Origin of the sequence: Seohaeicola nanhaiensis, assembly GCF_042654245.1 — a bacterium.
GTDB lineage: Bacteria > Pseudomonadota > Alphaproteobacteria > Rhodobacterales > Rhodobacteraceae > Seohaeicola_A > Seohaeicola_A nanhaiensis.
In genome coordinates, this window is record NZ_JBHSGI010000004.1 from 122024 (window position 1) to 144748 (window position 22725).

Genomic DNA, 22725 nt, shown 5'->3' on the forward strand with positions numbered 1-22725 from the left:
ATCCGATCATAATTTCCGCCTCGAATTAACCATTTGTTAACTATTCGCCCTCTTTCTTCCAGTTAGCATAGGATCCGCCCAGCTGTTGCGGGTCGCCGCAAAAAACATGCGGGATCAGGGCTTTGAATAATCGCACGGAAATTGAGACTCTGGCGAGAGAGATCGCCGACGGAGATCCGACCGGTCTGCGCCGGATGTTCGGGGCCGCGAGTGCGCCGACGCCATCGATCACCTGGGCACCGGACGCCGACTTGTCGGACCAGACGCTGGAACAGCGCTTTGCCCGTGTGCTGGGCCAGCTGGGACGGCAGGAAGGCCGCTATCACGTCGACGACCTGCACCTCGGGGCCTTTGGCGGCATGGCGGAATGGCTGACCCAGCTCAGGCGGGGACCGGACGGCGCGGTGCGCTATACCCATATCGGACCGGCCAATATCCATCCTTCCGTGCGCGGCCAGATTGGCCGGCGTCCGGAGGACATCGGCGGACACTTCGGCGTCTATCTCGCCGCCACCTTTCGCGCGGTCGAGTTGCGCGGGCTGCCCCTGCTGGCGGCACACCGGATGATCGGCGACGGTCTGGCCACGGCCTGGCGGCGCACCATCGTGCCCCTGATGGACGATTCAGAGGAAACCGCCGGCTTCGTGGTGCTGCATTGCGCCGCTAGCGATCTGCGCGCGGGGCTCGAGGTGGTCCCCGCGGCGGTGCTCATCGTCGATGCGCAACTGGTGGTGCGCCACGCGAACAAGGCAGCGCGCAAGATGTTCGATACCTCCACCCGGCTGCGTCAGGATCGGCCGCTGTTCGAATACTCAGGACTTGATCTGGTGCTGTCGGCCAGCCCCGAGGACATCCTGCGCCATGGCACTCAACAGCGCCTGACCTGCCGGCGCGTGGCCCTGCAACGCGTTGGCAGTTGCGTGGTCACGGTCAGCGCCGCCCGCCACCACGGCACCGCCTATTACGTTCTGATGGTGCAGGACGCAGAAGACCCGCGCCCTTAGTCACGCGCGGTCAAGCTCGGCCAGAATGGCCTCGGTGTCCGCACCCGGTTCCGGCGCCGGACGCGGTTCCCAGGGCGGGGCTCCGGCAAAGCGCGGCGCCGGCGCGGCCTGCAACGCGCCATCGACCTCGCGCCAGATGCCGCGGGCCGCGCCCAGCGGGTGGTCCCGCGCCTCCTGCGGGGTCAGCGCCGGGGCGACACAGGCGTCGCTGTCGGCAAAGACCTCTTCCCAGGCCGCACGGGGCCGCGCGGCAAAGAGCGCCTCAAGCCGTTTGGTCGACGCGGGCCACAGCGTGCGGTCGAACTGTCGGGTCAACTCGGCGTCATCGCCCAGTCCGAGCCGGTCAAGAAATTCCGCATAGAACTTCGGCTCCAGACATTGCACCGCCATGAAACCGTCGTCAGCGGTCCGATAGGTGCGGCTGAAATGCGCGCCGTCCAGCAGGCTCTGGCCGCGTTCGGAGACGAAGCTGCCGGTCTGGCCGAGCGACATCAGCAGGTTCATCATATGGGCCGAGCCGTCGCAGATCGCGGCATCGACCACCGTGCCCTTGCCGGTGGCGCGCGCGTTCAGCAGGCCGGCGAGCAGCCCGGCCACGAGATACATCGCCCCGCCACCGATGTCGCCGACCAGCGTGGGCGGGGCGATCGGCGGCTGGCCGGGAGGCGAGGCATACCACAGCGCGCCCGACAGGCCGATATAGTTGAGGTCGTGCCCGGCGCGATAGGCCAGCGGCCCGTCCTGCCCCCAGCCGGTCATGCGGCCATAGATCAGCGCCGGATTGACCGCGTGGCAGGGTTCGGGCCCTATCCCCAGACGTTCCATCACGCCCGGGCGAAAGCCTTCGATCAGCGCATCGGCGCGGGCCACGAGACGCAGGAAGGTCGCGCGCCCCTCCTCGGACTTGAGGTCGAGCAGGATGGACCGCTTGCCCCGATCCAGCAGCGAGCGGTCGGGCACGCCGGGCGAAACCGGGCCGCCGGGCCGCTGAACCTTGATCACCTCGGCACCGAGATCGGCCAGAAACATGCCCGCGAAGGGTCCGGGCCCCAGCCCCTCGACCTCGACGATACGGATCCCCTGCAACATGCCCTGCTCCCTCTCATTCCCAAGCTGTGCCGCGCGACTATGGCGCGGCTGGTCTGCCGCCGCAAACGGTTACCGGGTGACGTCCCGTAAGGTCGCGGCCGGATGGCGCTGCCCTATCACAGTTGACGCACCTCCCCCGCGCCGACGACACTGCGCGTGATACCGCTCGTTCAAGGAAGCCACCCATGCAGATCGCCCCTGATTCCCTGCGCCGCTTTGCCGCCGGCATCCTGTCGCGCGCCTCGGGCCAACCCGAACTGGCCGCGCGGGTCGCCGACCGGCTGGTGATCGCCAACCTGACCGGGCACGACAGCCACGGTGTCGGCATGGTGCCGAAATATGTCGAGGGCATCCGCAGCGGGCAGCTGAACCCGGCGGCACATCTGGAGGTGATCCACGACAAGGGGCCGTTCCTGCAGGTGGACGGCGGCCTGGGCTTTGGTCAGATCATTGCGGAAGAGGCGATGAATCTGGCCATCGAAAAGGCCAGAGCTCACAGTTTCGCGCTGCTCAGCCTGCGCAATTCCTTTCACATCGGGCGCATCGGCGACTGGGCCGAGATGGCAGCCGGCGCGGGCTTCATCTCGATCCACTATGTCAACGTGCTGTCGCCCAACGCGCTGGTCGCGCCTTTTGGAGGAAGCGATGCGCGCTTCTCGACCAACCCCTATTGCACCGCGATTCCGGCGACCGAAAACACACCGATGACGGTGCTGGACATGGCGACCAGCACCATCGCGCACGGCAAGGCGCGGGTCGCCTATCTGTCGCAGAAGAAGGTGCCCTGGGCCTCGGTCATCGACGCCGAGGGGCGCGAGACGGACGACCCCGCCGTCTTGTTCGAACCGCCCGCCGGGGCGCTGACCACCTTCGGCGCGCACAAGGGGTTCGGTCTGGCGATGCTCGGCGACCTGCTGGGCGGCTCGTTCAGCGGCGGCGGCGCGCATCTGCCGGGGCGCGTGGTCGAGGGGCGGATCGTCAACAACATGATGGCGATCCTGATCGACCCCGACGTCTTTGGCGGCGCGCAGGGCTTCTTCGCCGATCTCGACGCCTATACAGCCTGGGTCAAGTCCAGCCCGCCCGCGCCGGGGGTCGACGGCGTGATGGTTCCCGGCGACCCCGAGCGCAAGGCCCGCGCGGCGCGGGCCGAGTCGATCCCGGTCGATTCCGGAACCTGGGCACAGCTGCGGGACACCGCACGGCTGGTCGGGATGGACCCGTCCGAAATCGCGACCTTCGACGGCTGACGCCTCAGACCCCGGGCAGCCCGAGGATCCGTCGCGCCGTCTTCCAGTCGGCCACGGGACGCTCGTATTTCTCGCAAAGCTCGGCGGCGCGTTTCACCAGCGCCGCGTTCGACGGCGCAAGCCTGTCGCGGTCGAGACGCACGTTGTCCTCCATCCCCGTCCGGGCGTGACCGCCTGACGAGATCGCCCAGTCGTTCAGCACGAACTGCTTGGCCCCGATCCCCGCCGCGCACCAGGGCACGTCCTTGCCGAACAGCCGCTGCACGGTGCGGATGTAGAAATCGAACACCTCGCGGTCGACCGGCATGGCGTTCTTCACCCCCATGACGAACTGCACATAGGGGGTGTCGGGCAGCCGCCCGTCGGCATGCATCTCGGCCGCCTTGAAGATATGCGACAGGTCAAAGGCCTCGATCTCGGGCTTGATGCCATAGGTCTTCATTTCACCGGCCAACCAGTCGACCAGATCGGGCGGGTTCTCGTAGACCCGGGTCGGGAAGTTGTTCGACCCGACCGAGAGCGACGCCATGTCGGGCCGCAGCGGCAGCATCCCGCCCCGCGTCTGCCCCGCGCCGGACCGCCCGCCGGTCGAGAACTGCACGATCATGCCGGGGCAATGCTGTTCCAGCCCTTCCTTCAGCCGCGCGAACTTCTCGGGGTCCGAAGACGGCGTCTGATCGTCGTTGCGTACATGGGCGTGGCAGATCGTGGCGCCGGCCTCGAAGGCCTCGTGCGTGCTTTCCACCTGTTCGGACACGGTGATCGGCACGGCGGGATTATTGGCCTTCGTGGGCAAGGAGCCGGTGATGGCCACACAGATGATGCAGGGCTGGGTCATGGCGCGATATAGGCCCACACCCCCCCGCCGCGCCAGAAAAAAAATGTGCGGATCCGCCGTTGGCGCGGCCGCTCCCTCGGTCGGCGGATCGTCGGGAATATTTTTTAATTGAGCGCTCAAACAACTTTTGCTACAAGGAGCCAAGCGATAGAAAGCGACATCCATCATGCCCAAACAAGCGACGGCAACCCTGTCCAACCACTGGGATCGTGGCGGCCTGCCCGCCTGGAGCTATTTTTCCGAGGATCTGCTCGAAGCGGAAAAAGAGCTGCTGTTCCGCAGTCACTGGCAACTGGTCTGTCACGTCAACGATGTGGCCACTCCGGGCGATTACATCGCGACCGACTTCGTGGGCGAACGCGCGCTGGTGGTGCGCGGCAAGGATGGCGTGGTGCGCGCCTTTCACAACCTCTGCCGGCATCGCGGCAGCCGCGTGGTGGGCGACGAACGCGGGCACTGCCGTTCGGCCATCATCTGCCCGTTTCACGGCTGGGTCTTCAATCTGGACGGCACCCTGCGCGGCGCCTCGCAGCCCGACAGCCTGCCCGATCTCGATCCCGTCGAATGGGGGCTGAAGTCGCTCGAGATGGATATCTGGCAGGGCTTCGTCTTCGTCCGCTTCAAGCCAGGTCCCCAGCCGGCGATGTCGAAGGTCATGTCGCGCTTCGACAAGGAGCTGGCGCAATACAACCTGCCCGCCCTTCTGCCCGATGGCGACGGTTTCTCGCAGGAGGAAATCCGCGCCAACTGGAAATGCGTGCGCGATGTCGACAACGAAGGCTATCACGTGCCGATGGCGCACCCCGGTCTCAACGACCTCTTCGGCGCCAATTACTCTGACGAGCCGTTCAAGCAGGGCACCAGCCGGTCCTATTCGGTCTTCCGCGAAGACCGCAGCCGGCTGTGGAGCGTGCGCAATTACAAGAAACTGCTGCCCGACCGGCCCGAACTGGATGCCGACCACAAACGCGCCTGGCTCTACGTTGGCGCATTTCCGAACACGGTCTTCGGCATCTACCCGGATTCGGTGATTTTCTATCACGAGTTCCCGGATGCCTGTGGTAAGACGATACAGCGGGGGGCGGTCTATCGGAACCCGGTGGAAGACCGGCGCCTGCGGGCCGCGCGCTATCTCAGCAAGCGGATCGACCGGATCACGGGCAAAGAGGACGAACAGTTGATCGAGTGGAGCTGGGAGGCGGCGCAATCGAGCGGCTATGACGGGGTGATCCTGTCCGACCTCGAGATCGGCGTGAAGACCTACCACGACGAATTGCGGCGGCTGTTCCCGGTGCTCGACCATGACGAACCCGAGGCCGGCAAGCTGGCCGAGCTGAACGCGATGCTGCTGCGCGCCGGGGAGCGGCGCGCGTGAGGCTGACCGTGCGCCGGAGCGCGCTGCCGTGAGTTCGGGCAGCGAGGCCCGGCAGGGGCTGACCCTCATCAGCCCGACGCTCGCCTATTCGCTGCTCATGCTGGCCGCGCCGCTGGTGACGGTGGTGACCTTCAGCTTCTGGACGCAGAACTATCTCGACATCGACACCACGCTGACGCTCGACAACTACCGCAAGGCCTGGGGCGAGCCGATCTATCGCGTGCTGATGCAGCGCTCGCTGGTGATCTCGCTGATCGTGACGGCGGTGACGGTGCTGCTGGCCTTTCCCGTCGCCTATTTCCTGTCGTTCCACGTCACCCGCCGCAAGGCGCTGTGGCTATTCCTGATCACCATCCCGTTCTGGACCTCCTACCTGCTGCGGGTGTTCCTGTGGAAGGTGATCCTGGGCTATAACGGCGTGCTGAATTCGGCGCTGATGGGCACCGGCATCACCGACCAGCCGCTGACCTTCATCCTTTACAACATGAACGCGGTGATCATCACCCTGGCCCACGCCTGGGCGCCCTTCGCGATCCTGCCGATCTTCGTCTCGCTGGAAAAGATCGACCGCTCGCTGCTGGAGGCGGCCGAGGATCTGGGCGACGGCCCGGTCCGCCGGTTCTTCCGCGTCACCCTGCCGCTCGCCATGCCCGGAGTGATCGCGGCGACCCTGATCGTGCTGATCCCAACCGTCGGCGACTATATCACTCCCCAGCAGGTGGGCGGCACCGACGGGCTGATGATCGCCAACATGATCCAGACGCAGTTCGGCAAGGCGAACAACCGCCCGCTGGGCGCCGCGCTGGCGATTTCGGCCATGCTGATCGTCGGACTGATCGCGCTGGCGATCTATCTCGTCGGCCGCCGGATCGGGGGCCGAACGCAATGAAGCGGGGCAAGGGCACATGGCTGCTGGTCTATGCGGTGGTCTACATGATCTTCCTCTATGCGCCCGTGATCCTGCTCCCGATCTTCGCCTTCAACGACGCCACCATCATCGCCTTTCCGCTGTCCGGCTTCACCACCGAATGGTTCGAGGTGCTGTGGGAAACCGATGCCCTGCACGAGGCGGTAGAAAACAGCCTGATCGTCGGCCTGTCCACCGCCGTCCTGGCCACCCTGCTGGGCGCCTGCGCGGCGCGGGCCATCGCGCGCTATCGCTTTCCGGCCAAGCAGGGGATCGTCGGGTTCATCATGCTGCCGCTGGTGCTGCCCGAGATCATCGTCGCCGTGGCGCTGCTGGTGCTGCTGGTCCAGCTTGGCCTGCACCTGTCGCTCTGGACCGTCATCGGCGGCCACGTGCTGGTCTGCGTGCCCTTCTCCATCGCCATCCTCAGTTCGGCCTTCCAGGGACTCGACCAGAGCCTTGAGGAAGCCTCCTTCGACCTCGGCGAAACCCGCTGGGGCACCTTCACCCGCGTGATCTTTCCGCTGGTGATGCCGGGCGTGATCTCGTCCCTGCTGATCTGCTTCACCATCTCGCTCGACGAGTTCATCATCGCCTTCTTCCTGACCGGCACCGACGTCACCCTGCCGGTCTATATCTGGAGCCAGCTGCGCTTTCCCACCAAGCTGCCCTCGATCATGGCGCTGGGAACGATCCTGCTGGTGCTCTCCGTCACCCTGCTGGTCGTGGCCGAAGTCTTCCGCCGCCGCGCCGCCCGCCGCCAGGGGCTCGACCCCGCCGCCTCCGGAGGTTTCATGTGACCGACCGCGCGATCATCGAACTGAAAGGCGTGTCGAAACGCTTCGGCTTCGTCGAGGCCCTGAAACGGGTCGACACCACCATCCGCGAGGGCGAATTCTTCTCGCTCCTCGGCCCCTCGGGCTGCGGCAAGACCACGCTGCTGCGGATGATCGCGGGCTTTGAATCCCCGACCGAGGGCGAGATCGTCATCGACGGCAAGCCGATGAAGAACATCTCCGCCAACCGCCGCCCCACCAATATGGTGTTCCAGTCCTACGCCATCTTCCCACACCTCAACGTCGCCGAAAACGTCGGCTACGGCCTGAAACGCCAGCGCCTGTCCCGCGACGAACACCGCAAGACGGTGGAAGAGGCGCTGGAGATGGTCGACCTCAAGGGTTACGGCACCCGCGCCGCGCATGAGCTTTCGGGCGGGCAAAGACAGCGCGTCGCCCTCGCCCGCGCGCTCGTGATGCGGCCCAAGGTGGTGCTGCTCGACGAACCGCTCTCGGCGCTCGACAAGAAATTGCGCGAGCAGATGCAGGTCGAGCTGCGGCAGTTACAGCAATCCATCGGGATCACCTTCATTCTGGTGACGCATGATCAGGAAGAAGCCCTCATCATGTCCGACCGCATCGCCGTCATGTTCGAAGGCAACATCGCCCAGATCGACACGCCCGAGCGCCTTTACCGCCGCCCGGTCAGCAAGCGCGTCGCCTCCTTCATCGGCGTGATGAACTTCCTCGACGCCCGCGCCACGCCCAGCGACGGCGGGCTGGCACTGGAGATCCCGGCGCTCGGCTCCGTCAACCTGCCCGCCTCCGCCATCCCCGAGGGGCTGGATCCTGCCAGCGTCGAAACCATCGGCGTGCGGCCCGAGATGCTGACGCTGCTGGTCGCCCCCTCGGAGAGCGCGGAACGGATTACCGAGGGCACCGTCACAGGCTCCTCCTATTACGGCGACATGACCTATTACACCGTCGCCCTGCCCAACACCGAAAAGCCCGTCACCCTGTCGATGCGCAACACCGCCGGCCGCTCCGTCCTGCCCGCCGGCAGCAAGGTCCGCGTCGGCTGGGGCGCCGAGTCCATCGTCCTTTTCCGGTAGGCCCCATGTCCGATAGCGAATTCCTCTACGACGACCTGCACATCGCCTTCCTCGAAGACCTCTGGGGCGAGGGCTTTCTCTCGCCCGGCGGCGCGGAAGAGGCCGCGCGGGTGCTCGACGGTCTGGAGGTCAAGGGCAAGCGCATCCTCGACATCGGCTGCGGCTCGGGCGCCATTGCGGTCATGCTGCTCCGCGACCTCGGCGCGGCACATGTGACCGGGATCGACGTGGAGGCGCCGGTCTGCGCCGCCGCCACCCGCCGGGCGGATCAGGCGGGGCTATCGGACCGCATCACCATCCGCGAAGTCACCCCCGGCCCCTTCGACTTCCCCGACAAGAGTTTCGACATCGTCTATTCCAAGGATTCGATCATCCACATTCCCGACAAGGAGGCGCTGGCGCGTGAGGTCTTTCGCATCCTCAAACCCGGTGGCTGGTTCGCTGCCTCCGACTGGCTGATCGCACACGACGACACCCCCAGCCCCGAGATGCAGGCCTATATCAAGGCCGAGGCGCTCGACTTCGCCATGGCCTCTCCCGCACGCTACCGCCGCGCGCTGGAACAGGCGGGCTTTTCCGATATCACCTTGAAGAACCGCAACCCCTGGTACCGCGCCGTTGCCCGGGACGAGCTGGACCGCCTCTCCGGCTCCGAAAACGCCCGCCTGTCAGAGAGATACGGAAAGGACTTCATCGACGGCCAGATCTCCACATGGCAGGCGATGACGGCCGTTCTCGAGTCCGGCGAACACTGTCCCCACCACCTGCGCGGCCGGCGTCCCGGCTGACGGTTGTCAGACGGTTGTCAGACGCTTGTCAGACATGGCCAGACGGCGCTATTCTCGCCTTCAAGGTCGATCTTCTGGCCAACTCATTTCCGGCGGGACGATGCGGCCCCTTTCGCAGGCTCTGTTACCGGGATTCCCTCGATGGCCATTACCGTCAAGACCAGCATTGCCAAACCCTCCAAGTCCACCGTCACCGTCACCGCGAATGACAGCGAGAAACTGATCGCCGCGCTCGACAAGCTGAAAGGCTGGGCCAAATACACCCCGAACCTCTCTGTCACGCCGAAATACGGCAAGGACAAGAAGATGAGCGACTGCACGATTTCCGCCAAGCCGACGACCAAGGTGCCGAAGTGGAGCGACTATTCCAAGAACACCAAGGACCGTCAGGCCGAATGGGATAAGATGTTCCCCAAGCTGGAAAAATACCTCGACAATCACCACGACAAACTGACCAAGGCCATCGAGAAGGCGGCCAAGGAGCTGGAGAAGGAGGATTTCGTCAAGGCGGATTTCGACAAGTGGTGGAAGGCCAAGAAGACCGAGCTTGAGGACGTCAACAAGGACTATGCCACCAAGACCTCCGACGGCTATTCCGAGGGCGTCACCCTCGACGTGATCGACCCCGATCCGGTGGAAACGGCCACCGACATCAAGTCACCCTCGACGACCCAATACGCGGTCTCCGGCAAATCGATCGAAGGCGTTTACAATGCGCTCGCCAAGCGCAAGTTCTGGGGCCGCTACCGCTCCAACGGCTCGGCCAAGATGGATTTCGGCTATGACGGCTGCCTCAAGAAGATCACCGTCAAGGCGGCCCCGGTCATCACCATGCCGAAATGGGCCGAATACTCGAAGATGTCCAAGGAACAGAAGGCCGAGTGGGACAAGATGTGGGGCCTGCTGAACACCCACGAAAACAACCACCACACCATTTTCACCGATGGCGTCAAGGACCTGCTCGACAACATCGAGCCGCTGAAACAGAAAGAGGCGAACGCCTACTGGACCGACCAGAACAAGACGATCCAGGACAACCAGGATTCCTACGACACCTCGTCGGATCACGGGGTGAACGAAGGAGTCTCGCTCGACGCCAGCGTCGATCCCTGACACGAAAAAGGGGGCACGTGACGCCCCCTGCCTCTTCTCTTTTCAAATGCTCCGAGGGGTCGCCATCGTTTCGTCATTGGTCCGCGCGACCATGGCGACGGGGGCAGTGCCCCCCGCACCTCGCCTCAGAACCCGGCCTTGATCAGCTCGAATTCGGCGATCATCTTCTCGCGCAGCTCCGCCGGTACCGGCCCCTGCCACAGCGTTCCGGCGCGCAGGTTCTCGCTGGTCTCAAGCCCGACCGCGGCCAGATCCTCCTGGCTCATCGCGTCCATTGCGGTCGCGTTGGAGTGTCCATATCCCCAGCTGTTGACGATGTAATCCGCGGTGCGCGGCTCCAGCCAGGCGTTGACGAAGTCATAGAATTTCTCTTCCGATCCCGGTGCATTGGCCAGGCGCGCGTAGCCGCAGACCCAGCTTGACGAGCCTTCCTTGGTATCGCGTTTCATCGCGATGGGATGACCCTCGGCGCTCATGGTCGAGAAGGTCTCGTTCCAGGCCCAGGCCAGATAGACCTCGCCCGACTGCATCAGCTGCGCCAGCGAGGCGCCGTCGGTCCAGTAGGTGCGCACGTTCTTGTGCACCTTGCGCAGGAAATCCGAGGCCGCCTTGAACTGCTCGTCCGTGGCGGTCGACCAGTCGTGAACCCCTGTGGCAAGGAACCCGAGCGCATAGGCGTCATCGACATTGTCGGGCAGCGACACCCGGCCCTCGTTCTTGGGGTCGGCAAAGCTCTGCAGCGTGCCAGCTTCTTCCGCCGGGAACAGCTCTGTGTTGTAGGTCAGGCCGGTATTGCCCCAGTCGACGGGGATGAAATAATTCTTGCCGTCCTTCTGATAGGCCGGAATGTCGCGGAAGGACTTGTCGAGATCGTCCCAGGCGGTGATCTTCGAGGTATCGAGCGGCGCCAGAAGGCCGGCCTCGATCCATTTCGGCACCGACTGCGAACAGGGATGCGCGGCGTCGGCCTGAAAGCCGGACCGCAATTTCTGAAAGGCTTCCTCTTCATCGCTGAAGAAGGCATAGGTCGGCGAGTCCCCGTATTTATCTGTGTAGGACACATAGAATTCCGGGTCCTCGTAGCCGGCCCAGTCAAAGACGATCAGCTCGGGATCGGCGGCCCGTGCGACGCCGGCCGACAGGGCCAGAGCCAGGGCAAGGCCCGAGGCGGTTGCGGTCAAGGTCTTCATGGAAATCTCCCTGTTATTGATCCGGCCTTGGTTTGGGTCGTTGCCCGGCCATCCTGATGAAAACGCTAAGCCCGCCCTTGGCGTAACTCAACAAGTGAAAGGGGCGCGCAGGTCCCTGCGCGCCCCATTTCGCGTTACAGGCCGCCTTCCGAGGCAACCTGCGCGCTGACCTTCTCCAGCGCGCTTTCCAGAATGTCGAACATCTGGTCGATCTGCTTTGCGGTGATGATCAGCGGCGGCGAGAAAACCGCCATATTGGCGAAGGGCCGCACCAGCAGGCCCTTCTCTTCGCAGGCGTCGTCGATCATCTGGCCCAGCCGTTTTTCGGCCGCAAAGTTGGGCGCCTTGCAGTCGACGCAGCCAAGCAGCCCCATCCCCCGCGCATCGCCGACCAGCGGAAAGCGATCCTTCAGCGCGCGCAGCCGGCCCTGGAACACCGGCGTCACCTCGCGGACATGCTGCAGGATGCCTTCGCGTTCGAAGATCTCGATATTGGTCAGCGCGGCGACGCAGCTCACCGGATGGGCCGAATAGGTATAGCCGTTCGAGAACAGCGTCGGATCGTCCGGGCTGGCGCAGCGTTCCAGCACGTGATCGGCGATGATGCAGGCGCCCAGCGGCAGATAGCCCGAGGTCAGGCCCTTGGCCGTGGTGATCATGTCGGGCTGGATGCCGAACACATCTTCCGAGGCGAACCAGTGGCCGAGCCGGCCAAACCCGGTGACGACCTCATCCGAGATATAAAGAATGTCATGCGCCTTGCAGATGTCGAAGGTGCGCTTGTGATAGCCCGGTGGCGGCACGATCACCCCGCCGGAACTTAGGATCGGTTCTGCGATGAAGGCGCCGATCCTGTCTGCCCCGACCTCCGCGATGATCTTTTCCAGATCGGCGACCTTCTCGTCGCACCAGGCCTCGACGCTCATCCCCTCTGGGCGGTTGTAGGGGTTCACGTCGGGAAGGAAGCGCACAAGCCGCTTTTCGATGTCAAAGCGGCTCTTCTCGCGCTCTTTTCCGGTCACCGAATGGGCCAGATAGGTCGAGCCGTGATAGGCCTTCTCGCGGCTGATCACGATCTTTTTCTCCGGCCGCCCCAGCCGGTTGTTCATAAAGTGCATCGTGCGCAGGGCGGTGTCCACGGCGGTCGAGCCGCCGGTGGTGAAGAACACGTTGTTCAGATCGCCGGGCGCCATCTCGGCCAGCTTGCGGGCCAGCACCGCCGAGGGCTGGGTCGTGTTGGTGAAGGGCGAAGTATAGGCCAGTTTGCGCACCTGGGCGGCGATCGCATCGGCCATCTCGCCCCGGCCATAGCCGATCTGGACGCACCACATGCCGCCGGGGCCGTCGATGAAACGCTTCCCGTCGCCGTCCCAGAGGTAGATGCCCTCGGCACAGTCGACCAGCATGTTGTCATAGCCCTGCCAGTCGTCCATCGACGCCCAGGGATGCAGCTGATGCACGCGGTCCCATTCCTGAAGGGTTTCGTTGCTGGGTTCGTTCGGCAGGATTGCCGGAGTATGGGTATTCAAGGGATTTCCTTTCGCAAGATCAGAACTGCCCGGGGGGCGTTGCCCGCGCCCGGACGTTTCGGAAGAAGGGTTCGGTCTGCAGGGTGACAGGCACCAGGCGGCGGTCCCACCGGCCCTCTGCATTCACATAGATTTCGGCCCAGAGATCGTCCGCTACGGTTCCGCCGTAGGGCGCGCGAAGCTCGGCCAGGGCGATATTGCGCTTTGCCGTGGGCGACCAGACACCAGAGGTGACATGCCCGACCTCCTTTTTCTTTCTGTGATAGATCAGCGCGCCGTCCGCGGGCTTGAAGCCGCCGACGTCGAGCCTGACCAGATTAAAACGGGGTTTCTGCGTCAGCAGCGCCCGCCGTCCGTTGAAGTGACCCTTCGAGAAATCGACCATCCGGGAAAAGCCCAGTTCGATGGGGCTGCGCCCCCGCCCCAGCCGGATCGCCGTATTGGCTGGCTGGAAATCGGTGCGGGCGGCGATGAAGCCAGCCTCGATCCGGGCGATGTTCATCGCCTCGAAGCCGATGGCGCGCAGACCGCGCCCATTCCCGGCCTCCCACAACCGGTCCCAGAGTGCGCCGGCCTTGCCCCAGCTTGTCCACAGCTCGTAACCCAGATCGCCGGTGAAGCCGGTGCGCGAGATATGCAGCCCCGGCTCGAACTCATGCAGGCCAAAGGGCTTCAGCGCCCCGGTACCCACAATCCCGGCAGCCTCCAGCACCGCGAAACTCGTCGGACCCTGCAGCGCCAGGCCCGCGACCGTATGGCTCTCGTCCACGATGGACACGTCGAACCCCCAGGCCGCATCCGCCAGCCAGCCCGCCATCGGCTCCTGACAACACAGCCGCCAGTCGTCCAGCCCAAGCCGGAACAGAGTTCCATCGTCGATCAGATGACCCTCTTCGTCGCACCACAGCACATAGGCGACCCGGCCCAGCCGGATTTTGCGCACATCGCGGGTGACCAGCCGGTTCAGCATCGCCGCAGCCCCCGACCCCCGGACGCGATACTTGTGCATCGGCGTGATGTCGTAGAGCGTTGCCTGATTGCGGATCGCGAAATACTCGAACTCCACCGTGTCGAGCACGGCGGGGGAGATGTATCCAGCCCAGTTGACCCAAGACTTGGCGCGGCTCAGCGCCTCGAGACGCGACTGGAACGGCGTCGGGATCAGGCCGATGGGCACATGCTGGCGGGTGGGCACGCGGGCGTCCATCACAGCACCCCGTCCGCCAGCAACTGCGCCGCGCTGTTGCGTCCGGGCAGTCCGGTCACATCGCCGCCCGGATGGGCCGAGGCGCCGCAGAGATAGAGGCCATGCACCGCCAGCCGATAGCGCGCATTGCCCGCGATGGGCCGCAGCGTCAGCACCTGATCCAGCCCCATCTCGGCATGGTGCCAGTGTCCGCCCGGCGCGCCGGTCATCTCGGCGATGTCGGCAGGAGTCAGCACCTCAACGTTCGTGACAAGCGCGGCAAGACCGGGGGCATGGGGTTCGATCGTGTCGATCACGATGCTGGCCAGCCGGTCACGCGCGGCCTTCGTCCATCCGCCCTGCGGTTCCGTGGGCACATGGCCCGCGATGACCGACAGGCGGGCACCGTCCAGCACCATTTCCAGCACCGGGGCCTTGGGCAGTTCGCCGTATTTCGCCGGGTTGAAGGCGCGTTCTACCTCTGCCGCCGAGGGGGCCACCAGCAGGCGGGCGGCGTGCTGCGCCTCATTCAGCCCGTTGAAAGCGGGTCGAGCCGACAGCGTCAGGTTCAATTTCGCCGCGCTGCCCTTGGCGCGCATCGTCCGGGCCCGGCGCGCCGCCTCGACATCGAAATGCCCGACCCCGGCCAGAAGCATGGTCTGCAGCGGCCCGGCGCTGGACAGGACGGCAGAGGCCGCAATCTTCGTGCCGTCGGCCAGTTCGACCCCGGCGGCGCGGTCGTTCTCCACCATCACGCGGGCAACCGGCGCATCGGTGCGGACATCGCAGCCCGCACGGCACGCCGCTTCTGCATAGGCCGCCGCGACAGCCGTCATGCCGCCCACGGGCCGGAAGACCTCGCCGCCCTGCCCCAGCCGATACATCAGCGAAAAGACCGTGCCGGGCGAGCGTGGCCCGGCCCAGGCGCCGCGCACGGCATCCGCCGCCAGCGCGCCGGCCAACGGCCCATCGGGGATTTCGTCCAGGATCACGTCGAAGGCGTTCGACAGGATCACCCGCAGGAACTCCCGCATCTCTGCCTTGCCCAGCCGCTTGAGCCCCAGCCCGACCTTGCCCAGCCGCGCGATCTCGCGAAGCCCCTCCAGACTGGTCAGCCCGCCCTCGAACCCCGGCGGCGGCGCTTCGGCCAGATGCGCCAAAACTCCGGCAAAGCGCACCAGACGGGCGTGCAGCTGCGCATAGGCCGCCGCGTTCGGATGCGCGCGGCCGTCCGCGAATTCCGCCGCACCGCCGCGGATCGCCACATGTGCCACGTCCCGGGCCAGCGAGATCGTGTTGATGGCGCTCAGGTTCAGCCCCAGCCGACGCTTCTCGCTTTCGGACAGGTTGTAGACCAGATGCGCGAGCCGCCCGTCAGCCGCCATGCCGCCCACCTGGGATGACCGTTCGAGCACGCAGACCCGCTTGCCCCGCGCCCCCAGCGCGGCGGCGGCGGACAGACCGTTGTGCCCTGCCCCGATGACGATGGCGTCAAACCGCTCCATCACGCCGCCTTCGCGCTGCGTCTGGCACCGCGTCGCAGGATCTCGCGCGCCGCATTTGCCCCTGGCGCAGCCATCACGCCGCCTCCCGGATGCGCGGAGGATCCGACAAGATACATCCCCTCGATCGGGGTCGCGTAATTCGCCCAGCCCGGAACCGGGCGGTTGAACAGCAGCTGGTCAAAAGTCAGCTCGCCCTGAAAGATGTTGCCCTCGGTCAGGCCGACCTCGCGCTCGATATCCAGCGGCGTGCGGACCTCGGCGTGAACGATATGCTGGCGGATATCCGGGCAGGCCTGTTCGATCTTGTCAAAGACGCAATCCGCCAGCGCCTTGCGCGCAGCATCGTCCCAGTTCTGACCGCTGCGAACGCCATCCTTTTCAAGGTCATACGGGGCATATTGCACAAAGACCGTCATCATGTGCTTGCCCGGCGGCGCCATCGTCGGGTCGATCTGGCTGGGGATCAGCATGTCGAAATAGGGGGTCTTCGACCAATGCCCCTCTTTCCAGTCGTCATAGGCCCGCTCCAGCTCTTCCAGCGAGGTCGAGGCATGCAGGTCCCCGCGCAGGAAGGCGGCGTCGGGCGGCGCCGCCGGGAAAGAGGGCATCGCATCCAGCGCGATGTTCAGCTTGGCCGACGAGCCGCGGATCTTGAACCGCTCGACCGCGCGGGTGAAATCGGCGGGCAGCTGGTCGCGGTCGGTGTGGGTCAGGAACGTGCGCTTGACGTCCATGTTCGACGCCACCACCGGCGCGAAGAACACATCGCCGTTGTCGAGGGCGACGCCCTTCACCCGACCGTCATCCACGAGAAAGCGATCCACCCCCGCGCCGGTGCGGATCACGCCACCCGCCTCGGCCAGGCAATCGCCAAGCGCCTTGGATATCGCGCCCATGCCGCCACGGGCAAAGCCCCAGGCGCCGATGGCTCCGTCCACATCGCCCATGTAGTGATGCAACAGGACATAGGCCGTGCCCGGCGAATAGACGCCAAGGCCCGTGCCGATGATCCCCGACCCGGCCAGATGCGCCTTGATCAGCGGACTGTGGAAATGTTCGTCCAGGAAATCGCCGATGGACATGGTCCAGAACCGCATCGTCTCGGCCAGTTCCCGCGCGCCAAGGCCATGCGCGCGCTTCACCAGGAACAGCAGCTCCTGCAAATCACGCACATTCAGCGAGGTCGGATCGGGTGCATTGCGCAGCAGGAAGGGCCGGATGAACCGGCACTGGCGGAGGACGGTGCGCGAGAAGCGGTCATAGGCATCCACGTCGCGCGGCTCATGGCGCGCGATCTCGCGCCGCAGCGCGTCATGGTCGGAGTGATAGGCGAAGTAATCGCCATCCGCCGTGAATGTCGCCCCGCCCTCATAGGGGATCACCTGCAACCCAAAGCGCGGCAGGTCCAGATCGCGCACGATCTCGCGCCGCAGCAGCGAACAGACGTAGGAACAGCTGGAATAGGTCCAGCCGTCGTGCAGCGACCGCGACACCGCCGCGCCGCCGATCCAGTCGTTCTTTTCGACCACCAGCACGCGCAGACCGGCCTTCGCCAGGTAACAGGCCGCCGTCAGCCCGTTGTGCCCGGCGCCGGCGATGATCGCGTCATAGGAATCGTGGGTAGCCATGAGAAGTGTCCGATTTTCGGGGAAGATACCTGAAAGCCCGCGAAGCGTAAAGTTTTTTGAGCGCTCAAATAAAAAACGTTTTGCTGACATATGCGCGCATATGTGAAAAACATCGCCCAAACAGTGCTTTCGAGGTGCGACTCATGTCCACTGACCCATCCGAACCGCCACGACAACGCAAGGAACGCAAGCAGAACGCAGACAAGCGCCGGCGGCAGGTTCTGGACGCCACCTATCGATCGATCGTCACCAATGGCCTGCAGCGCACGACCCTCGCCACCGTGGCCGAGGAAGCGGGCCTGTCACAGGGCGTGGCGGTCTTCTACTTCAAGTCCAAGAACGGCCTGCTGTCCGAGGCGCTGCGCGATCTCTACCTGATCTACGAGGCGCACTGGCAAGAGGCAGTCGAGGCGGCGGGCAGCGATCCCGCGGCGCAGCTTCAGGCGCTGGTGCGGGCAGATTTCGATCCCAAGATCTGCAATCCGGCGATCCTCTCGGTCTGGTTCGCCTTCTGGGGCGAGCAGAAGTTCACACCGCAATACGGTGAAATCACACGCGAATTCGACGACAACCGGCAGCGCGCGATCCAGGACATCTGCAAGAAGCTGCTGCCCGACGACCCGGTCCACGCCAGCGACGTGGCCGACTGGGTCGACACTCTGACTGACGGCTACTGGCAGAACCTGCATCTGTTCCCGGCGAGCTACAACAACGAGAGTGCCCGCCGCTCGACCCTGCGCGCGCTGCAGGCGCTGATTCCGGAACTGAAGACGCGCCTTACCCCCAATACCTGACGGCTCAGCCCAGGTGGATCTGACCTTCGGGGTAACGCACACGCGGCGTCGTCTGGGTGGCCAGGAAAAAGCCCAGCGTCAGCGGCCCCACCCGACCCAGGAACATCAGCCCTTCGATCACGGCCCGGCCAAATCCCGTAAGCTCTGCGGTATACCCGCGCGACAGGCCGACGGTGCCAAAGGCGCTCGCCACCTCGAAGCTGATGTCGAGGAAGTGCCCCTCGTGCGAGGCGGTCAGCAGGAAGGCGCCGATAAAGCAGGTCACCACGCTGATCGCGACCAGCGCCATCACCTTCAGCACCTGATCCAGTCCGATGCTGCGCCCGAAGGCGTGCAACTGGGTCTGGCGGCGGAAGAAGGCGATGGTCGCCAGGAACATCACCACCAAGGTGGTTACCTTGATACCTCCGGCGGTCGAGGTCGGGCCGCCGCCGATCAGCATGAGACAGATGAACATCAACGAGGTGTCGTCGTGCAGACTGGCGATATCCACCGTGTTGAACCCGGCCGTGCGGGTGGTCACGCCCTGGAACCAGCTGACGACGAAACGCGCGCCGGCGCTGTCGAACTGGCCCAGCGTATCGGGGTTGTTCCATTCCAGAACCGCGAAGATCCCGACCGACCAGACGATCAGCACGCCCGTACCGACCAGCATGATCTTTGTATGCAGCGACCAGCCGCGCCGCCCGGACTTGCCGAAGACATCGCGCAGGACAATGTAGCCGATGCCGCCCGTGATGAAGAGCACGGGGATCACGGAATTCACCACAAGGTCTGTCGCATAGGGCACCAGCCCCTGCGGCAAGGTCGAAAAGCCGGCGTTGTTGAAGGCCGAGATCGAATGGAAGATCGCCGTCCACGCGCCCGGCCAGAACCCTAGATCGGGCACGAAGGTCAGCATCAGCAGCAGCGCGCCAATGCCCTCGGCGGCCAGCACCACGCGGATGATCGTATTGACCAGATGCCCCAGCTGGTTCATCGAGTTCTGATTGAGATCCTCGCGCAGGTAATGCTGCCCGGTGATCCCCAGCGGCAGGCCAAGCAGCCCCAGGATGATCACCGCGAAGGTCATCAGCCCCAGCCCACCCAGCTGGATCAGCAGCGCCAGCACGATCTGGCCGAACAGCGTCAGGTCGGCGCCGGAATCCAGCACGGCGAGGCCGGTCACGGTGACTGCCGAGGTGGCTGTGAACAGCGCATCGGAAAAAGTGATCTCGCGCGTTACGGCGAAGGGCAGCAGGAATAGCAGCGCGCCGATCAGGATCAGCACCGCGTAGAGCACAGCCAGGATCAGCGGGGGCGGCAAGCGCGACAGGCGCCGCACGACGCCATCGGCGCGTATCACCTGATGACCCTCTGCCTGTCAGAGCGCATCGCCGAACCTTTGCAGCTCTGCCCGCTTGCCCAGCAGGATCAGACGGTCGTCTGTGGCCAGTTCGAGATCCGGCTCGTTGCCACGGCGGAACTCGCTGCCACGCATCACGCCCAGGAGCTGCAGGTCGTATTTTTCGCCCAGCTCCAGAGCCTCCAAGCCCTTGCCGTCCAGATGCTCGGGCGCGACGATATTGACGACCGAGAACCCGTTGCCGAGGCTAACATAATCCTGCAGCGCCGCGTTGCGCAGCATCTGTGCCACGTGACGGCCCACCTCCTGTTCCGGCAGGATCACCCGGTCGGCGCCCAGCTTGGAGAGGATGCGGTGATGCGTCTTGTTCGAGGCCTTAACCCATATGGTCTCGACCCCGAGCATACGCAGGTTCATCGTGGTCAGGATGCTGGCCTGGATATCCCGGCCGATCGCCACCAGAGCCACATCGAACTGTCCGATGCCGACATCGCGCAGAGCGTTCTCGTCGGTGGTGTCGAGAATAGCGGTGGACGACAGCGATGAGGCGACCCTCGTGACGCGTTGTTCGTCGAGATCGATGCCCATCACATGGCTGCCGGATCGCGCCAGTTCCTGCGCAACCGTCGTTCCGAACGCACCCAGGCCGATAACGGCGAACGTGCGACTTGACCTTGCCATAACATACCCCGGCATGGACTCAGAGCGGCAGAGAGATACCTTTGCAGGTGCAGAGTCAAGCCTGCGCGCCAAGCGCCCCGATCACCCATTCGTGGAACCGGTGAATGTCGAATTCCTGCGGCATCAGCCGGCCCTGACGGAATTTCGGCGAATGCAGGCCGCGCTGGTTCATCTCGCAGGCCTCGCCATCCTGGGCGATCACCCGCTTGGCGAAATCGGTCACATTGTCCAGATCGAACCCAGGCGCCGACAGCGTTTCCGGCAGGAACAGCCATTCCGCCGTCAGCCGTGTCCGCTCGGGTGCGAGGGCCGTGACGGTGACCACGCGAACATAATCGACATGGGCAACGACAAAGCACGACGGGTAGATCGTCACGAAATTATGCCCTGCAGCGCGCTCTTCGGCGCTGAGGCCGTCGAATTCGGGTCCGCAGGGCGCGCCATTCATCGTCCAGCTGCGCGCGCCCGACTTCAGCGCCGGGCCCGCCGCGCCGCCCTGCCACCCCTTGCGCTCGGGTTCGGACATGACGCCCTCGCGGTAGACCGGCACGAGGTCGATCAGCTCGGGATGGATGCCCGGGCAATGCAGGCATTCGTTGTAATTCTCCCAGAAGATCTTCCAGTTGCAGGCCAGTTCCTTCTCGGCCCGGTGACCGATCACCAGGTGCTCCATTGGCCAGTTGTCCAAAGCGGCAAGGCCCATGTCGGGACGGAACTCGGGGGGATCATCGGCGAGGCACAGGAAGACAAGCCCGTTCCATTCGGTCAGCGCCACCGGGAAAAGCCCATGCACGGCCTTGTCGAAATCGGCGGTGGGCGTGCCGTAGCCCGTCGAGATCAGCCGACCGGTCGTGTCATAGGCCCAGGCGTGATAGGGGCAACGGATCAGCCGGCCGTTGAAATCGTTCCGCGTCTCGGTGCACAGCGCCGCGCCCCGATGCCGGCAGGTATTGTGGAAGGCCTTCAGCGCACCGTCGCGGTCGCGCAGCACGATGACCTCGGTGCCGGCGACACGGCGCAGTTCCATCCGGTCGGTGCCGAACGCGCTCTGATGGCCCACCAGAACCCACTGCCGTGCCCAGATCGCGGACTGCTCGCGCGCGTACCAGCCGGGATCGAAATAGGCCTCGACCGGCAGTCCGGGCGGGCAGTGATCGAGCAGAGGAGAGGCGACGGGCGGCTGGGCGTTCATGGCACGAAAGCTCCGGTTGGTGTCGCAAAGAGACTAGCCCGGACGCCGCCCCGCCGCCAAGGCCTCGCGGCGAACCGCGGAGGCGGAAAAATTTCCGGCCCATTTCTTTGGCCGACAAATTCTGGATTAAATCTGAACGTATACAGCCTGATACATGATATTTCTCATGCTGTATATGAGGGCGAATCCGCCGCCTATTGAATGTATGTTCAGTCAATAAATGGCCTCTGGAGGTTGCGCGGCCCATCGTTTCTGCCTAACCTCAACCCTGGTGCGGCCGCCCTGACCCGGCCGCGTCGGACAACGATAACCCATCCCGAAGGGAGAGAAATCTTGGCCGATTCGGACAGGTCCGGTGACCGTCAGGTCGCCGTCTCGGTGCAATCCGCAAGCAAGGTCTTCGGTGCCGGCGCCAGTGCCTTTACCGCGCTGAATGATGTCTCGGTCGATATTGCCGACAACGAGTTCTTCACCCTGCTCGGCCCCTCGGGCTGTGGCAAGACCACCCTCTTGCGCCTGATTGCGGGGTTCGAGGAACCGACCTCCGGCCGCATCCTGCTGAACGGCACCGACATCTCGGCCCTGCCGCCGTTCAAGCGCCCGGTGAATACGGTCTTCCAGAACTATGCGCTGTTTCCGCATATGACTGTGGCGCAGAACATCGGCTTTGGTCTCGAGATGCAGAAACGCCCGAAGGCCGAGATCGACGCCACCGTGTCCGAGATGCTGGCCCTGGTTCAGATGACCCAGATGGCGGGCCGCAAGATCACCGAGATCTCCGGCGGTCAGCAACAACGCGTCGCCCTCGCGCGGGCGCTGGCGCCGCGGCCAAAGGTGCTTTTGCTGGACGAACCGCTGTCGGCGCTCGATCTGCAATTGCGCAAGGACATGCAGATCGAACTGAAACGCCTGCAGACCGAGACCGGGATCACCTTCGTCTTCGTCACCCACGACCAGGAAGAAGCGCTGACAATGTCCGACCGCATCGCCGTGATGCAGGCGGGAAATATCCTGCAGATCGGTGACCCGCGGGAGATTTACGAACATCCCGCGCACCGTTTCGTTGCGGGCTTTATCGGTGAAATCAATCTTCTGGAAGCCGAAGCTCAATCTGATGGCGCATTCCGCGTCGGCCAGACCGGCAGCCTGCGCGCCGCCGAAGCCTCGGCAGGTCAGCCGGCGACACTGGCGATCCGCCCGGAGCGCATCGTGCTGTCGCCGGGCGGCACCGGCGGCCTGCCCGGCACGATCACCAATGTCGTCTATCACGGCACCGATACCATTGTGCATTTCGCCCTGCCCGGCGGCACCGCGATGAAGGCGCGGCTTCAGAATACCTCGAGCGCGCCGCTGCCCTTCGCCACCGGCGACGCCGTCGCCTGGAGCGCCGATCCGCGCTCGGTTTCGGTGCTGGAGGGCTGAG

General features: G+C 64.8%; 20 protein-coding genes. 10 read left to right on the forward strand and 10 right to left on the reverse strand.

Annotated features, from left to right (window positions below; translation table 11 throughout):
* The first annotated feature begins 122 nt into the window (after nucleotides 1–122).
* The gene (locus ACFO5X_RS06925; RefSeq protein ID WP_380716554.1) at nucleotides 123–1004 is read left to right on the forward strand and encodes a PAS domain-containing protein; all 882 of its coding nucleotides are present in this window, start codon (nucleotides 123–125) and stop codon (nucleotides 1002–1004) included.
* On the opposite strand, the gene ACFO5X_RS06930 is transcribed toward ACFO5X_RS06925, so the two are convergent.
* A complete protein-coding gene (locus ACFO5X_RS06930; protein WP_380716555.1) occupies nucleotides 1005–2093 on the reverse strand; it encodes a CaiB/BaiF CoA transferase family protein in 1089 nt (362 codons plus the stop codon).
* Between the two features lie 185 nt (nucleotides 2094–2278).
* Between ACFO5X_RS06930 and ACFO5X_RS06935 the strand changes: the two genes are divergently transcribed.
* The gene (locus ACFO5X_RS06935) at nucleotides 2279–3343 is read left to right on the forward strand and encodes a malate/lactate/ureidoglycolate dehydrogenase (RefSeq protein WP_380716556.1); all 1065 of its coding nucleotides are present in this window, start codon (nucleotides 2279–2281) and stop codon (nucleotides 3341–3343) included.
* 4 nt (nucleotides 3344–3347) lie between these two features.
* Here ACFO5X_RS06935 and ACFO5X_RS06940 read toward each other — a convergent pair whose 3' ends face one another.
* Nucleotides 3348–4181, reverse strand: a complete 834-nt coding sequence (locus ACFO5X_RS06940) for a 3-oxoadipate:acetyl-CoA acetyltransferase (protein ID WP_380716557.1) — start codon at nucleotides 4179–4181, stop codon at nucleotides 3348–3350.
* Nucleotides 4182–4347: 166 nt separating this feature from the next.
* Between ACFO5X_RS06940 and ACFO5X_RS06945 the strand changes: the two genes are divergently transcribed.
* From ACFO5X_RS06945 to ACFO5X_RS06970, 6 genes are all read left to right on the forward strand, one after another.
* Nucleotides 4348–5556: an aromatic ring-hydroxylating oxygenase subunit alpha gene (locus tag ACFO5X_RS06945; protein ID WP_380716558.1), complete on the forward strand. Its 1209-nt coding sequence runs from the start codon at nucleotides 4348–4350 to the stop codon at nucleotides 5554–5556.
* A gap of 28 nt (nucleotides 5557–5584) precedes the next feature.
* The gene (locus ACFO5X_RS06950; protein WP_380716559.1) at nucleotides 5585–6445 is read left to right on the forward strand and encodes an ABC transporter permease; all 861 of its coding nucleotides are present in this window, start codon (nucleotides 5585–5587) and stop codon (nucleotides 6443–6445) included.
* Nucleotides 6442–7263, forward strand: coding sequence for an ABC transporter permease (locus ACFO5X_RS06955; RefSeq protein ID WP_380716560.1), 822 nt, complete (start codon nucleotides 6442–6444; stop codon nucleotides 7261–7263). Before ACFO5X_RS06950 ends, ACFO5X_RS06955 begins: the two co-directional genes overlap by 4 nt.
* On the forward strand, nucleotides 7260–8351 hold the full coding sequence (locus ACFO5X_RS06960; RefSeq protein WP_380716561.1) for an ABC transporter ATP-binding protein: 1092 nt from the start codon (nucleotides 7260–7262) through the stop codon (nucleotides 8349–8351). The genes ACFO5X_RS06955 and ACFO5X_RS06960 overlap by 4 nt, the downstream gene beginning before the upstream one ends.
* A 5-nt stretch (nucleotides 8352–8356) precedes the next feature.
* Nucleotides 8357–9139, forward strand: a complete 783-nt coding sequence (locus tag ACFO5X_RS06965) for a methyltransferase domain-containing protein (RefSeq protein ID WP_380716562.1) — start codon at nucleotides 8357–8359, stop codon at nucleotides 9137–9139.
* Nucleotides 9140–9280: 141 nt separating this feature from the next.
* Nucleotides 9281–10252 carry a DUF922 domain-containing protein gene (locus tag ACFO5X_RS06970; RefSeq protein WP_380716563.1) on the forward strand — a complete coding sequence of 324 codons (972 nt, stop codon included), beginning with the start codon at nucleotides 9281–9283 and terminating at the stop codon, nucleotides 10250–10252.
* Between the two features lie 125 nt (nucleotides 10253–10377).
* Here the strand turns inward: ACFO5X_RS06970 and ACFO5X_RS06975 are convergent, their stop codons facing one another.
* From ACFO5X_RS06975 to ACFO5X_RS06995, 5 genes are all read right to left on the reverse strand, one after another.
* Entirely contained in the window at nucleotides 10378–11442 is a 1065-nt protein-coding gene (locus tag ACFO5X_RS06975) for an ABC transporter substrate-binding protein (protein WP_380716564.1), read from the reverse strand.
* 134 nt (nucleotides 11443–11576) lie between these two features.
* Nucleotides 11577–12971, reverse strand: a complete 1395-nt coding sequence (locus ACFO5X_RS06980) for an aminotransferase (protein ID WP_380716565.1) — start codon at nucleotides 12969–12971, stop codon at nucleotides 11577–11579.
* A gap of 19 nt (nucleotides 12972–12990) precedes the next feature.
* The gene (locus tag ACFO5X_RS06985) at nucleotides 12991–14178 is read right to left on the reverse strand and encodes an aminomethyl transferase family protein (protein WP_380716566.1); all 1188 of its coding nucleotides are present in this window, start codon (nucleotides 14176–14178) and stop codon (nucleotides 12991–12993) included.
* The gene (locus ACFO5X_RS06990; protein ID WP_380716567.1) at nucleotides 14178–15662 is read right to left on the reverse strand and encodes a phytoene desaturase family protein; all 1485 of its coding nucleotides are present in this window, start codon (nucleotides 15660–15662) and stop codon (nucleotides 14178–14180) included. Before ACFO5X_RS06990 ends, ACFO5X_RS06985 begins: the two co-directional genes overlap by 1 nt.
* Nucleotides 15662–17290, reverse strand: coding sequence for a phytoene desaturase family protein (locus tag ACFO5X_RS06995; RefSeq protein ID WP_380716568.1), 1629 nt, complete (start codon nucleotides 17288–17290; stop codon nucleotides 15662–15664). The genes ACFO5X_RS06990 and ACFO5X_RS06995 overlap by 1 nt, the downstream gene beginning before the upstream one ends.
* Before the next feature lie 143 nt (nucleotides 17291–17433).
* On the opposite strand from ACFO5X_RS06995, the gene ACFO5X_RS07000 reads away from it, so the two are divergent.
* Nucleotides 17434–18084 (forward strand): TetR family transcriptional regulator C-terminal domain-containing protein, encoded by a 651-nt coding sequence (locus tag ACFO5X_RS07000; protein WP_380716569.1) that lies wholly within the window; start codon nucleotides 17434–17436, stop codon nucleotides 18082–18084.
* A 4-nt stretch (nucleotides 18085–18088) separates the two neighbouring features.
* Here the strand turns inward: ACFO5X_RS07000 and ACFO5X_RS07005 are convergent, their stop codons facing one another.
* Genes ACFO5X_RS07005 through ACFO5X_RS07015 form a run of 3 tightly spaced genes read right to left on the reverse strand, consistent with a single transcriptional unit; the run spans nucleotide 18089 to nucleotide 21302 of the window.
* Nucleotides 18089–19429: a TrkH family potassium uptake protein gene (locus tag ACFO5X_RS07005; RefSeq protein ID WP_380716570.1), complete on the reverse strand. Its 1341-nt coding sequence runs from the start codon at nucleotides 19427–19429 to the stop codon at nucleotides 18089–18091.
* Nucleotides 19430–19447: 18 nt separating this feature from the next.
* Nucleotides 19448–20110, reverse strand: coding sequence for a potassium channel family protein (locus ACFO5X_RS07010; RefSeq protein WP_380716571.1), 663 nt, complete (start codon nucleotides 20108–20110; stop codon nucleotides 19448–19450).
* Nucleotides 20111–20165: 55 nt separating this feature from the next.
* A complete protein-coding gene (locus ACFO5X_RS07015; RefSeq protein ID WP_380716572.1) occupies nucleotides 20166–21302 on the reverse strand; it encodes an aromatic ring-hydroxylating oxygenase subunit alpha in 1137 nt (378 codons plus the stop codon).
* A 333-nt stretch (nucleotides 21303–21635) separates the two neighbouring features.
* On the opposite strand from ACFO5X_RS07015, the gene ACFO5X_RS07020 reads away from it, so the two are divergent.
* Nucleotides 21636–22724, forward strand: coding sequence for an ABC transporter ATP-binding protein (locus tag ACFO5X_RS07020; RefSeq protein WP_380716573.1), 1089 nt, complete (start codon nucleotides 21636–21638; stop codon nucleotides 22722–22724).
* Nucleotide 22725: the final 1 nt, after the last annotated feature.

Coding starts and splice junctions, on each gene's coding strand:
- ACFO5X_RS06930 (WP_380716555.1), bottom strand. CDS start 2,093: ATGTTGCAGGGGATCCGTATCGTCGAGGTCGAGGGGCTGGGGCCCGGA.
- ACFO5X_RS06935 (WP_380716556.1), top strand. CDS start 2,279: ATGCAGATCGCCCCTGATTCCCTGCGCCGCTTTGCCGCCGGCATCCTG.
- ACFO5X_RS06940 (WP_380716557.1), bottom strand. CDS start 4,181: ATGACCCAGCCCTGCATCATCTGTGTGGCCATCACCGGCTCCTTGCCC.
- ACFO5X_RS06945 (WP_380716558.1), top strand. CDS start 4,348: ATGCCCAAACAAGCGACGGCAACCCTGTCCAACCACTGGGATCGTGGC.
- ACFO5X_RS06955 (WP_380716560.1), top strand. CDS start 6,442: ATGAAGCGGGGCAAGGGCACATGGCTGCTGGTCTATGCGGTGGTCTAC.
- ACFO5X_RS06965 (WP_380716562.1), top strand. CDS start 8,357: ATGTCCGATAGCGAATTCCTCTACGACGACCTGCACATCGCCTTCCTC.
- ACFO5X_RS06970 (WP_380716563.1), top strand. CDS start 9,281: ATGGCCATTACCGTCAAGACCAGCATTGCCAAACCCTCCAAGTCCACC.
- ACFO5X_RS06975 (WP_380716564.1), bottom strand. CDS start 11,442: ATGAAGACCTTGACCGCAACCGCCTCGGGCCTTGCCCTGGCTCTGGCC.
- ACFO5X_RS06985 (WP_380716566.1), bottom strand. CDS start 14,178: ATGGACGCCCGCGTGCCCACCCGCCAGCATGTGCCCATCGGCCTGATC.
- ACFO5X_RS06990 (WP_380716567.1), bottom strand. CDS start 15,662: ATGGAGCGGTTTGACGCCATCGTCATCGGGGCAGGGCACAACGGTCTG.
- ACFO5X_RS06995 (WP_380716568.1), bottom strand. CDS start 17,290: ATGGCTACCCACGATTCCTATGACGCGATCATCGCCGGCGCCGGGCAC.
- ACFO5X_RS07000 (WP_380716569.1), top strand. CDS start 17,434: ATGTCCACTGACCCATCCGAACCGCCACGACAACGCAAGGAACGCAAG.
- ACFO5X_RS07010 (WP_380716571.1), bottom strand. CDS start 20,110: ATGGCAAGGTCAAGTCGCACGTTCGCCGTTATCGGCCTGGGTGCGTTC.
- ACFO5X_RS07015 (WP_380716572.1), bottom strand. CDS start 21,302: ATGAACGCCCAGCCGCCCGTCGCCTCTCCTCTGCTCGATCACTGCCCG.